This window comes from Providencia xihuensis (assembly GCF_041953405.1).
Classification (GTDB): Bacteria; Pseudomonadota; Gammaproteobacteria; order Enterobacterales; family Enterobacteriaceae; genus Providencia; species Providencia vermicola.
In genome coordinates, this window is sequence record NZ_CP169565.1 from 3064482 (window position 1) to 3077263 (window position 12782).

The following is a 12782-nucleotide window of genomic DNA, read 5'->3' on the forward strand; positions in this document are numbered from 1 at the left end:
TAGCTGTTGTTTTTTACCCGTTGAACAGATAATCTGCTAGTGAGGCACTGCTTTCTCAACGTTGCATATAGAGACAGTGTATTGCGTTATTGCTAATTGTCCATACGTTAACTTGAAAACGCGCAACACTGCCCACATATAGATTGAAGTACAAGCAAGGCTATTAGGAGGTCGCTATGATGATCACCAGTAAATATGGGATCGGGCAACAAGTCAGACACAAACTTCTCGGCTATTTAGGGGTCGTTGTTGATGTGGACGCTGAATATTCGCTCGAACAACCACATGATGATGATATTGCCTCAAACAGTACGCTACGCGATCTGCCTTGGTATCATGTTGTTATGGAAGATGACAATGGGGATGCTGTTCATACTTATTTGGCTGAAGCACAAATTACTTATGAATCTGCAGATGACCATCCTGAACAACCTTCGATGGATGAACTTGCAGAGTCAATAAGGTCTCAGTTGCAGGCACCGCGTCTGCGTAACTAATTTTTCTTCTCATTAATGAACGCAACCGTAAAGCAGCACTTAGCTGCTTTACTTTTTAACTGTTAAGTAAAATCATTATTTCTCAAGTCCTAAAGCTGGAATGTCTTGTTTTGGGCATCTGTCCATCACAAACTTCACTCCCGCTTCTAATGCAATTTTTTGTGCCTCTTCGCTAATCACGCCTTTTTGTAGCCACAAAACATTTGCCTTAGCAGCAACGGCTTCTTGCGCGATACCGACAGCAGCTTCTGCATTACGAAATACATCCACCATATCTATTGGCTCATTTATGTCACTTAGCTTTTCATATACCAACTGGCCTAACAACGTTTGCCCTGCTAATTTTGGGCTGACAGGAATGACGTGATAGCCTTGATGTAATAGGTATTCCATGACTTCATAACTGGGTCTATTAACTTTTTCGCTCGCACCGACTAATGCTATGGTCTTCACGCTTTTTAAAATTTCAGCAATTTCTTGATCTTTCATCAAAATATCTCCCAAAACCAGTAAACTATTCACTAGCATTATGATATATCTGGTACATCTTTGCCCAATCAATTTTAACGATATTTAAAGTCCATCTGACTTAAGGGAAAACCATGGAATCAACAACCCGTATTATAGGTGCCTCAAAAAATATTGCTTTAGTTGCCCATGACCACTGTAAGTCGTCTTTGCTGTCTTGGTCTACGAAAAATACACAGCGCCTGCAAGCTCATAAACTGTATGCGACGGGAACAACAGGTAATTTGATTAACCAGCACACAGGCTTGCCAGTCACGAGTATGCTAAGTGGCCCAATGGGGGGAGACCAACAAATTGGTGCCATGATTGCAGAACAAAAAATCGACCTTTTGATTTTCTTTTGGGATCCACTCAATGCTGTACCCCATGACCCTGATGTCAAAGCCTTACTGCGCTTAGCAACCGTGTGGAACATTCCTGTTGCCACTAATCCTGCAACCGCAGATTTTCTCATCACCTCACCATTTTTTGATGAGGCAATCGATATTGTCATCCCTGATTATCAAAGTTACCTAACCAAACGCACAGGCTAATACATCGATTGCCCTGTGCCAAACACTTTCAACACAGGGCAATATCATTACGGTTTTTTCTGTCTTGGTACACCTAATTGCCTGAGCTCCTCAACAAACTCCGATGGGTTTTCAGGGTTATAGAGTAGCCAAACTTGCTGTTTTGCACGTGTTATTGCAACATACAGTAAGCGCCGTTCTTCTGCATTTTCAAATGATTCAGGTTGTGGCAATAATGCTTCTTCAATAATTGACTCTCTTGCTGGTGCAGGAAACCCATCTTTTCCACCATTGAGCCCACAAATTATAACATGATCAGCTTGTTGCCCTTTTGATGCATGGATCGTCATAAATTGGATATTCAACTTCGGCCAACGTGTTTGCGCTTTATTTAGGATCTCTGGTTTTAAATAATGATAACGCGCTAAAACCAATATGATTTCATCATCAAGCACATACCCGCTCATTTTATCTAACAAGCGCTCTAACGCCTCTTCATACAAAAGGACGACAGATTTTTTATTACCTTTAACCAAGCTGTTCAAAGGCTTATCTAGCTGGATAGGATTCTGTAAAATAAACTGGTTAGCAATGTCACCAATACGCTCATTAAACCGATAAGTGGTGTTCAGAGCACAAAGCTCCCCTTCACCAAAGTTATGTTCAAAAGATGTTGTCAAATCCAGCTCAGCACCACTAAAGCGATAGATAGCTTGCCAATCATCACCTACCGCAAACAAGGTTGTTTGCTTATTTTGTTGGCGTAACGCTTGCAAAAGCTTAGCCCTTAACGGTGAAATATCTTGAAATTCATCGACTAAAATATGTTTCCATGGACTAATAAATCGCCCTTTTTCGAGGATATTAACCGCTTGATGGATCAGCCCAGAAAAATCAACCGCCCCCTCTTCTTTTAGCGCGTTCTTCCATGCTTTGAGTAACGGAGCCATCAATTTAATACGCTTATGAAATAACTCTCGTATCCCTTCAGGGGCATTATCCACCATCTCTTTTTGGCTACCCCCATGCATTCGCATCAAACTTAGCCAGCGTTCTAAACGTGCAACGACTCTCTGGGTTATTTTTTCGTTTTGCCAGAACTCGCCATCTGGAATATCCCACATCAGCTCTTCACTCAGCCACTCTCGCCAACCTTTAGCTTGCGCTTTTTTACTTGAACACTGCTCGCGCCACTCTTTTAAGAGTAACGCTTGGCGTTTTTTAGTGTTGCTTTCTAGTTCACTGACTACAGGGGATTTTTTACTGCCTTCTCGAATAATATGGAGAGCTAAAGCATGAAAAGTTTTTGCTTGAATCTCATCTTGTTGCAAACGTAATTGAATACGCTCATTCATTTCATCTGCGGCTTTACGACCAAACGCTAACAGTAAAATTTGCTCTGGCTTTGCTAATCCCCGTAGAACTAACCAGCCCGCACGAGCCACTAATACAGACGTTTTGCCGCTTCCAGCCCCCGCAAGCACAAGTACGTTATCTTCACCATTGATAACGGATAAAGACTGAGAATGATTGAGCGGTGATGATTCCACTTGCTGAAAGAAATCGTGGTAACGAGTCAAAACAGATTCACACCATTTCTCATTGATTTGCTTACGACACTGTTGGCTATGATTCAGCCACTGTAGGCATAATTGGTACTGTACTGAACAATTTTCGAACTGCGAAATTCGGGCAAGGGGTAATGGCAGCGACGAAAACTGCTGTTTAATATTATCTTTAATCACCGTTAATTGGCGTAAACTCAACCATGCATCTTGCTGTGATATTTGCTCAATTTTATTGTTCAACTGAGTGAGAACCTCTGCACTCACTTGGCTCATCTCTCCACTCCATTGCTGCCATTTTTCATTTAAATAATGAAAAAAGCGCTGAGTTTGTTTCCATTCAGTACCATGCAAACGAATGACTTGCTCGTTTACAATTTCAAACTCTAACTCCCCCCAGACAATACCCCGCTTACAACGAAGATCGATAAGTTCATTAAAAGGGATAAGATATTGGTGATTTTCACCGCTAACTTCAATACCTGCGTTGAGTAAGCGAACCCGATTGTAGGGATGCTGAGCCAGACGCTGTCCAATCTGTGTTGATTTCAGTTCCATACGTCCTGCACCTAAGAATATCAATGACTAAAATACGTTGGCTTGATTCCAAACGGTTTTTTATTCCGAGTAAACACGCTATCCTATAAGGAATAGGGATTTTCTTACCTTTGAGGTACTTTGTGCTAACGCTGCTTACCAGTTATCGTCGTGTGCTCTATAACAGCCATATTCTATATTATATCCGAATCTTTATAGCCCTGACAGGCGCAACCTTATTACCATGGCTCTTAGGTCAAGAGCCAAAAATCACCATTCCGTTTACATTAGGTGTCGTTGCTGCTGCATTAACTGACTTAGATGATAGGCTAACTGGCAGAATAAAAAATTTAATTATTACTCTTTTTTGTTTTTTTATTGCCTCAGTTTCTATTGAACTTTTATTTCCTTATCCTCTATTTTTCTTTTTTGGATTAGCATTTTCCACCTGCGGATTTATTTTATTGGGTGCATTAGGGCAACGTTATGCCACCATTGCGTTCGGTGCATTATTAATTGCAATCTACACCATGTTAGGCGTCCCAATTTTCGATACATGGTACCAACAGCCAGCCCTTCTTCTAATAGGGGCAATCTGGTATAACCTTTTAACCTTAATCGGCCATATTTTATTTCCAGTGCGGCCATTGCAAGATGCCATTACGCAGTGTTACCAACAGTTATCTGCTTATTTAGATGCTAAAGCTAGCTTATTTGACCCCGACCTTGAAGATGATTATCAGCAATCTGTTTATGATTTAGCGCTAGTTAACAGCAGCTTAGTTAATACCATGAACCAAACAAAAAGCGCATTACTTAGCCGCTTAAAAGGCGACCGAGGGCAAAAAGGGACGCGCAATACTCTGCATTATTATTTTGTTGCTCAAGATATTCATGAGCGAGCCAGCTCATCCCATATTCAATATCAACAGCTTAGCCGTACACTTCGCCATCATGATATTTTATTCCGTTTTCAACGTTTATTAACTATGCAAGCCCGCGCTTGCCAACAAGTTGCTCAATCTGTGTTATGGCGTAAACCATACCAACACAATCCACGCTTCGAACGTACATTTGCTTACCTTGAAAATTCCTTGCAACTCCTCAAGGAACAATCCCCTACGCTCCATGAAATCAAGGCATTACATAATTTATTGAAAAACTTGAAAGGTATCGATGTTCAACTGAAAGGGCTGAGCCTTGAACAAAGCTCATGGCAACAAAATAATAAGCAAATTGAGCAATTATCTGATGAATCGCTCTCAGGTTTTAGCGATATTATTTCACGCATTAATCACCATTTAACGCCAAAATCCTCTTTATTTCGCCATGCGGTGCGAATGTCAATTTTACTTTGTACAGGTTATGCAATTATTCAATTGTTTGATATGGAAAGGGGCTATTGGATTTTACTCACCAGTTTATTTGTCTGCCAACCTAACTACAACGCCACTAAACGACGTTTAGCACTACGTATCATCGGCACGATTGTGGGTATTATTATCGGCTTACCGCTCCTTAATTTAATCCCTTCAATAGAAGGGCAGCTTACTCTCATCGTGATTTCAGGGTTGTTGTTCTTCATGTTCCGAAGCAGCCAATATGCCCAAGCCACGCTGTTTATTACTTTGTTAGTTTTATTCTGTTTTAACCTACTCGGTGAGGGCTTCGATGTCGCACTCCCTCGAATTATCGATACCTTAATTGGCTGCTTTATCGCATTACTTGCGGTGAGTTTTATTTGGCCTGATTGGAAATTTCGCCAACTGCCTCAGGTTGTGCAAAAAACCATGGATAGCAATTGCCGCTATTTAGATGCGATTTTATTACAATACTACCAAGGAAAAGACAACGGCTTAGAATATCGAGTAGCACGCCGTGAGGCACATAATAATGATGCCGAATTTGCTTCCATTGTCTCCAATATGGCATCAGACCCTAAATCTTATCGGATAACCCAAGAGCAGGCATTTCGTTTATTATGCTTGAATCATACTTTACTAAGTTATATTTCCGCCCTTGGCGCTCACCGAGAGAAAATACAAAATGAAGAGAATTTAACCTTATTAAATGATGCCATTTGTTATGTCGAATCTTCTCTACAAATTACCACGCTAGATCCATATATCGTTGATGAAAAATCAGAAAAGTTGCGTGATAGCCTCTTACACCGTATTGACAATATTTCAGCGAGTGATGATGAAAAAACATTGTTAATCATGGAGCAAATAAAGCTTTTACTTGAGCTTATTCCTGAAATAAAACAAATGATCCAGCAAATCAGTTCATCATAAATATTACCGATGAGCGGGTATTAGAATATAAAACAAGCTCTTAATACCCGCTTGATTTTCTGTTTTATGCAGTGCTGTCAATTAAACGGCTTAATTAAGCACCTTTACGATGACGCTATCACATTGTCGTTAATTCAAAACTATTATACCAGGCAATTAGCTCTTGCTTAATTGTCTTCGGTAATACTGCGCTGTGGCACCCTTCAATCGCGGCGGCTAAACCAATCAACAACTTAATACTTGGCTTATGCCTTCCATGTTGTTTTAACTTCATAAAACAGGCTTTCGCACCCACCATGCGTAAATCGTCAGCATGCAAGATCCCTATCTTCCCCAAAGCCCTTTCAACAGACATATTCATATTCGGTAAATCTTTTATTCTACGCGTTGTAACCTGCTTTTGTTGCAGTTCCTCAACAGCAGAATGGTAAGCAATTTCAATAAGTTGTAGAAGACGCTTTTCGTCACACCACATTTGCTCTGATAGCTGGTAATAACGCATTTCCAATGGGATACCTTTTTTAGTATAGACTAGCCTATCAAGCCCCGAGGCCTCAAAGTGGCTTCTCGCTAACAAACACCCTCTGAGATAAAAATGCCCATCCAGTAATAATCCCACAATCGCATCATCGACTAATAAACAGTATCCGCCAAAGTGGTTTTTGCGTTTAAGCTCACCCAACCGGTTTAATAAACGGTACAAATAAAAAATTTTTTCTTCTGATAACAACATTTACCTTAACTCCTTTTTGGGCCTGGTTAACTTTCATCCTTGAGAAAATTAATTTTATTATTTCTTTCATTACAAGCAATTACGCATAACCAATTCTGAGAGTTTCAATAAAAAATGCCAAGTAGAATGCATAGAAAAACACCAAAGTTGCGAAGCGCTTTGAAAAAATAGTCTTGATATTGGATGGATATACAGTTACTGTATGTTCATACAGCATTGTTGCGAGGTGAATTATGAGCATCTATTCTTGGAATAACACAACAGAACATTCTCTTAATAATTACACACAATCTTTCCAAACTGCGGAGCCAACCAATGGCTCAATGCAGCAAGGTATGGTGAGTGAACTTGTCTACGATGAAAAACATCCTATAATGGATTTCATCTTGTTGCCTATGCTGCGTCAGTTTGGTGTTCAATCACGTTGGTTACTGTGGTTAAGCCCAAACAAAAAACTTAGTAAACACTGGTTAGAACAAGCGGGTATTCCTACACATAAGGTTATGCAGTTAAATCATATGGCACCAATAACCACCATTGATGCAATGGAAAAAGCATTAAAGAGTGGTAATTACAGTGTTGTTTTAGGATGGCTACCTGAATTAAATGAACAAGATTTTGTTCGCTTACAAGACGCAGCACAAGAAGGTCATTCTATCGGCTTTATTATGCGCCCACAAAAGACATATAATATGGTGAGTATGCAATCAGGACAGCTAAACAACCTAAAAATTCATTCAACTCACTATCACTAACCAAGATTAAGAATTTTCTTACTAAATTTAACCTTTAGAAATATTTATCCCTAAAGTGAAATGAAAAGCATTGAAGATCAATCAGATAGATAAAAAACAATCATAATACGAAATATACATATCTCTCTGATTTATACACTAAAAAAATACTTTTTTTAACGTTTATTGCTCACTCTACTTGTATCTTTCTAAGTTCGTTGTAGACTTTAGCTTGTTAAGCTTACGGCATTATTTTTTACTTTTATTAATTTTTTGTAGATAATGTCTGCGAAACCTAGCAAGTAAATTGAACCAATGGCGAATAATAAGGCTCATTGAGGCCATGCCAATATTGGATGATAACGAGGCGTAAAAATGAAAAAAACAGCTATCGCAGTAGCAGTGGCAGTAGCCGCTTTTGCAACAGTTGCTCAAGCAGCTCCAAAAGATAACACTTGGTATACAGGTGCTAAATTAGGTTGGTCTCATTACGAAGACACTAAATTCACTCCTAACGGTGGCCCATCAGTAGGTAGTTCTACTGAGCGTGACACTTTAGGTGCAGGTGCATTTGCTGGTTACCAATACAACCAGTACATGGGCTTCGAATTAGGTTACGACTGGTTTGGTAAAATGAAATACAAAGGCGCTGACAAAGGCGACTTAACCTCTATGGGTGTTTCATTAACCACTAAATTAAGCTATCCAATCATGGATGACTTAGACGTTTATACTCGTCTGGGTGGTATGGTTTACCGTACAGAAGCTAAAGCTAACCAACGTAACTACAAAGAAACTGATACTGGCGTTGCGCCTGTATACGCATTGGGTCTTGAGTACGCAATCACTCCAGAGTGGGCTACTCGTTTAGACTACCAATGGGTTAGCAACTTAGGTGATAAAGACAATATCGGTACTCGTCCAGACAACGGCATGCTGAGTGTTGGTGTTGCTTACCGCTTTGGTCAAGAAGAAGCTCCAGTAGTTGCTCCAGCTCCAGTTGTTGAGCCAGCAGCTCCAGTTGTTGAAAACAAACGTTTCACACTGCGTTCAGACGTTCTGTTTAACTTCAACAAAGCTTCTCTGAAACCAGAAGGTCAGCAAGCTCTGAACGAACTGTACAACGAACTGAGCAGCATCGACCCAACTCAAGGTCGTGTACTGGTTGTTGGCTTCACAGACCGTATCGGTTCACAAAACTACAACCTGCCACTGTCACAAAAACGTGCTCAGTCAGTTGTTGATTACTTAGTATCTAAAGGCGTTCCAGCATCTGCAATCGCAGCTGAAGGTCGCGGTAAAGAAGATCCAGTAACTGGCAACAAATGTGACGCTGTTAAAGGCCGTGCTGCTCTGATCGAGTGCTTAGCGCCAGACCGTCGCGTTGAAATCGAAATTCAAGGTACAACTGAAGTTGTTACTCAACCAGGCGCTTAATTCTTAGCCCTCGTTTGAATTTTGAACTAAATACAAAACCCCAATTGCGATTGGGGTTTTTTTTGACTTAAAACTATGGAGGCTTTAGATTATTCAAAATCTATTTTAATAGCAGCTAATCCAACTTTTTACTAATCCAGTCAAGATACCTAACTATCATCCATCAATGCATTATTCATCACCACGATTTTTTGTAGTGCCTAGTATTGCTTGGAGATCCTGTTTCAATGTACTCATCTGATTTTCATATCTATCTTTATGTTCTGCATCTTCGATCAACTGGATGATCGTTTCTGACAATGTTTTATTCCGTTTTACCGCTAAATTAGATAAACGTTGCCAAACTGAAAAATTCAAATCTATTGATTTTTTTCGTGTATGCGGGTGCTCTGCATTAAAATGTCGTTTACGCCTAGCTCGAATACTTTGCTTCATCCGGTTATCAAGATCAGGATTCATATGCAGTGAAATCCATTTAAGCACTTCGCTAGGTCTATTTTCCGTTTTTAACAGCAATTCTATCGCTTCTTTTTCTGCGCTTCGTTCGATGTAACGGGTAATCGCTTCGCCAGCACGTGCTTTATTCACGAGGTACTCCCATTTCCAGCCACATTCAAGATTTTCAAGCTGCTGATATTTCATAATTTTTCCTGAAGAAAACCGAACCTATCTTTATATTAGCAATATTATAAACAAAATGCTCAAGCAGAAATTCGATTTAGTTAAATATTCATTTTTTCAGCAAAGAAAATAACCGTTCCTTGTCTAAATAGTGTAGAATCCGCATCCACCTGTTAACAATTTTATCATCATGCATGTCAACTTTTGAAAACATACTCGTCATCTATGGGGTTGGCGGCCTATGTGCAATGTTATTCACCCTATTTATCACGAAAGATCCAAGCTGTATTATGCGTCTACTTAGTGCTCTATTAATTGGCTTCACTTGGCCAATGACACTCCCTGTTGTGCTCATGTTTTCGTTATTCTAATCGATATTTCAACAATTATTGCTGCAAGATTGCCTATCAAAGGCTAATATAACAGTCTTGCCCACTGGGTAATTTACTGGCTTGAAAATCGTTTATAAAACAAACAATACGAATGGTCAATTGACCGAATAAACACAATCAAGTACATGCGCCCAGCTAACTGGCAGGCATTTTATTTATAACCCTATTAATAGCAGATAATCATAGTGATCAGTCAAGAACTAACATGGCAAGGCCTAATTCCTAATTTATCGTCATTTCAGACACATTTAGTCTCTTCAGAATCTCTGAATCCCGCAACATTTTCCGATATTCAACCTCGGTTATTTGATGGAATGCAGCGTTTCGTTAAGGAATTAGCGCATACCCGCTTTATGTTTATCAAATCTGATGAAAGTGAGGAGTATCTTTGCACTTATGCAAATGCAATTAACTCATTACTAGAAAACACATCAGTCATTGATGGGGATTATCAATTATCTGAAGATAAACATTCTTTCCAGTGGAAAGACGGCATTAAAAGCCGTTTTTCAACTCAGCAACCTATCGCTTATCGGCATTGGGTAGAACCAGAGCAATTATTGGGTTATGTTACTCCATCATTGCAACTCGTCCCGGGCCTAGTTCATCAAGTTAATGGTGGCGTGCTTGTAATAGCAGCAAACGCATTAATTAGCCAACCACTTATGTGGAACCGTCTAAAAAACATGGTTAACCGACGCCAATTAGAATGGTTACCCTACTCTGAAAATCAACCATTACCTATTGCTATAGAGCCTCAGCCCCTTGAGCTCAACGTCGTGGTTGTTGGGGATAGGCTCGCATTAGAAGAACTTGAATATAGTGCACCAGAAATCTTCGATAGCGCTATTTATGGGGAATATGAACCTATCATGTTCTTCGAAGATGAAGAACAATTGTCCCTGTGGATGAGTTATATCAAATCCATTATAGAAACAAATTCATTACCTAATATTGCAGCTGATGGGTGGGTTCCTTTTATTCAGCAAGCAACGCGTTATTGTGAAGATAAATTCAATCTACCACTAGATACCCCTTGGTTAACACGCAGCTTGATAGATGCATCCCATTACTCAATCAATGGGCAGCTTACGCAAGAATCCTTTACCAAAGCAATTGAAAACCGCTTATGGCGACACAGTTTTCTGGCTGAGCGTACGCAAGATGATATTTTACAAGAACAAATATTCGTCAAAACAGAAGGCGAAGTTATTGGCCAAATCAATGGATTATCTGTCTTGCAATATCCTGGACATCCAGAAGCGATTGGCGAGCCATCTCGGATTACCTGTGTTGCTCACCTTGGTGATGGTGAATTCACGGATGTTGAGCGCAAAGCAGAGCTTGGCGGTAATATTCATGCTAAAGGCATGATGATCATGCAAGCTTACTTAAACTATGAACTGAAACTGGAACAACCACAGCCATTTTCAGCATCAATTGTTTTTGAACAGTCATATGGTGAGGTTGATGGTGATAGTGCCTCTCTCGCTGAACTATGCGCGTTAATAAGCGCCTTAGCATTACAGCCTATTGACCAGCAAATTGCGGTGACAGGTGCTGTTGACCAGTTTGGTTATGTCCAACCAATCGGTGGAGTCAACGAGAAAATTGAAGGTTTCTTCGATATCTGCGAAAAACGCGGCTTAACAGGAGAGCAAGGTGTGATTATTCCCATGGCTAACGTGCGCCATTTATGCACCAAAGCAGAAGTAGTTGAAGCTGTAAAAGCGGGTCAATTCCATATTTGGCCCGTCGAACATGTTGCTCAAGCGATTACATTATTAACGAAACAACCTTACTTTGAACAGCAAGTGGAAGGCGATAACGTACACTTGTTAGCTTTAATTCAAGAACGTATTAACCAAGCCAATTCCCCTGATAAAGCCAGACTTCCTTGGTTCTTGAAGTGGATGAGTTAAGTAAAGATTGCGTAAAAAATAGCAGATCGGAGTTGTTCAGCGTACAAGTGTAAGCTATCCTGTACCCCTACACATAATAAAGGCTATCTGAAGAACATGGTTGATAAACGCGAGTCCTACACTAAAGATGATTTAATTGCTTCTGGAAAAGGCGAGTTATTTGGGGAAAATGGCCCTCCACTGCCATCAGGAAATATGTTGATGATGGATCGCATCGTCAAAATGACCGAAGATGGTGGCACCTTTGATAAAGGCTATGTCGAAGCTGAGCTTGATATTAATCCTGAACTTTGGTTTTTTGGCTGTCATTTTACTAATGACCCTGTTATGCCTGGTTGTTTAGGTCTTGATGCTATGTGGCAGTTAGTTGGTTTTTACCTCGGCTGGCTAGGCGGCGAAGGTAAAGGTCGTGCTTTAGGTGTAGGTGAAGTTAAATTCACTGGCCAAGTTCTGCCAACAGCGAAAAAAGTCACTTACCGTATCAGTTTCAAACGCGTGATTAACCGTAAGCTGATCATGGGCTTAGCTGATGGAGAAGTATTCGTTGATGGTAAATTAATTTATACCGCAACAGACTTAAAAGTCGGTCTATTCAAAGATACCAGCGCTTTCTAAGTCACTGAAATGCAAACCTCCGCAATTGCGGAGGTTCTTAAATTGAGTGATACCTTTAATTTAAAAACCCACAAATAATTCCAAAAGACAGGCAGGTTATTTAACCTAAAGGTTCAGATATAATAGTGGGATTAAACAACGGCTACGGTTCGATCCTCCATCGCTTTACGCCAACCACCTAACCAGTGCGAACGAGCATCTACAGCCTGATATGGACACAATTCTTTAGAGCGCCCTGCTAAACCAGCTTGATAACCTCTTGATAAAGCTCTTTCTAAACGGTCTCGCTTCTGTCTTTTCATGCCTTACTTCCCTCATCATTTAAATGGAAAAGAAAACAGCACCTACTATTTCTTAATAGGTACTCTATAGAAATAGCGCCCACCGAACAGAAA

The 12782-nt window shown here is 40.1% G+C and carries 13 protein-coding genes; 8 read left to right on the top strand and 5 right to left on the bottom strand.

The genetic code is table 11. The features are described 5' to 3' along the window. Positions 1-176 precede the first annotated feature (176 nt). A complete protein-coding gene (gene hspQ, locus ACE2AL_RS13915) occupies positions 177-497 on the top strand; it encodes a heat shock protein HspQ (RefSeq protein WP_206086681.1) in 321 nt (106 codons plus the stop codon). 75 nt (positions 498-572) lie between these two features. Here the strand turns inward: hspQ and ACE2AL_RS13920 are convergent, their stop codons facing one another. Then, positions 573-986: a CoA-binding protein gene (locus ACE2AL_RS13920; protein ID WP_272538741.1), complete on the bottom strand. Its 414-nt coding sequence runs from the start codon at positions 984-986 to the stop codon at positions 573-575. Positions 987-1099: 113 nt separating this feature from the next. Here ACE2AL_RS13920 and ACE2AL_RS13925 point away from each other — a divergent pair, with 113 nt between their 5' ends. Next, positions 1100-1558, top strand: a complete 459-nt coding sequence (locus tag ACE2AL_RS13925) for a methylglyoxal synthase (protein WP_206086679.1) — start codon at positions 1100-1102, stop codon at positions 1556-1558. 47 nt (positions 1559-1605) lie between these two features. On the opposite strand, the gene helD is transcribed toward ACE2AL_RS13925, so the two are convergent. Beyond that, positions 1606-3660, bottom strand: a complete 2055-nt coding sequence (gene helD / locus ACE2AL_RS13930; RefSeq protein ID WP_272573498.1) for a DNA helicase IV — start codon at positions 3658-3660, stop codon at positions 1606-1608. A gap of 122 nt (positions 3661-3782) precedes the next feature. On the opposite strand from helD, the gene yccS reads away from it, so the two are divergent. Further along, positions 3783-5933 (top strand): YccS family putative transporter, encoded by a 2151-nt coding sequence (yccS, locus tag ACE2AL_RS13935; protein ID WP_375083611.1) that lies wholly within the window; start codon positions 3783-3785, stop codon positions 5931-5933. 118 nt (positions 5934-6051) lie between these two features. Here yccS and ACE2AL_RS13940 read toward each other — a convergent pair whose 3' ends face one another. Continuing rightward, positions 6052-6666, bottom strand: coding sequence for a TfoX/Sxy family DNA transformation protein (locus ACE2AL_RS13940; protein WP_375083612.1), 615 nt, complete (start codon positions 6664-6666; stop codon positions 6052-6054). A gap of 233 nt (positions 6667-6899) precedes the next feature. Here ACE2AL_RS13940 and sulA point away from each other — a divergent pair, with 233 nt between their 5' ends. Both sulA and ompA read left to right on the top strand, forming a co-directional pair. After that, positions 6900-7421: an SOS-induced cell division inhibitor SulA gene (sulA, locus tag ACE2AL_RS13945; protein ID WP_206086675.1), complete on the top strand. Its 522-nt coding sequence runs from the start codon at positions 6900-6902 to the stop codon at positions 7419-7421. Positions 7422-7775: 354 nt separating this feature from the next. Beyond that, positions 7776-8837, top strand: coding sequence for a porin OmpA (gene ompA, locus ACE2AL_RS13950; RefSeq protein WP_206086674.1), 1062 nt, complete (start codon positions 7776-7778; stop codon positions 8835-8837). A 171-nt stretch (positions 8838-9008) separates the two neighbouring features. Here ompA and matP read toward each other — a convergent pair whose 3' ends face one another. Then, a complete protein-coding gene (gene matP, locus ACE2AL_RS13955) occupies positions 9009-9479 on the bottom strand; it encodes a macrodomain Ter protein MatP (protein ID WP_206086673.1) in 471 nt (156 codons plus the stop codon). 173 nt (positions 9480-9652) lie between these two features. Between matP and ACE2AL_RS13960 the strand changes: the two genes are divergently transcribed. The 3 genes from ACE2AL_RS13960 to fabA all read left to right on the top strand — a co-directional run bounded on the left by ACE2AL_RS13960 (position 9653) and on the right by fabA (position 12387). Further along, the gene (locus tag ACE2AL_RS13960) at positions 9653-9829 is read left to right on the top strand and encodes a GhoT/OrtT family toxin (RefSeq protein WP_206086672.1); all 177 of its coding nucleotides are present in this window, start codon (positions 9653-9655) and stop codon (positions 9827-9829) included. A gap of 206 nt (positions 9830-10035) precedes the next feature. Further along, positions 10036-11772 carry a Lon protease family protein gene (locus ACE2AL_RS13965; protein WP_272573496.1) on the top strand — a complete coding sequence of 579 codons (1737 nt, stop codon included), beginning with the start codon at positions 10036-10038 and terminating at the stop codon, positions 11770-11772. A 96-nt stretch (positions 11773-11868) separates the two neighbouring features. After that, positions 11869-12387 (top strand): bifunctional 3-hydroxydecanoyl-ACP dehydratase/trans-2-decenoyl-ACP isomerase, encoded by a 519-nt coding sequence (fabA, locus tag ACE2AL_RS13970; RefSeq protein ID WP_206086670.1) that lies wholly within the window; start codon positions 11869-11871, stop codon positions 12385-12387. Positions 12388-12518: 131 nt separating this feature from the next. Here fabA and rmf read toward each other — a convergent pair whose 3' ends face one another. Further along, positions 12519-12689, bottom strand: coding sequence for a ribosome modulation factor (rmf, locus tag ACE2AL_RS13975; RefSeq protein ID WP_004909639.1), 171 nt, complete (start codon positions 12687-12689; stop codon positions 12519-12521). Between the last annotated feature and the right edge of the window lie 93 nt (positions 12690-12782).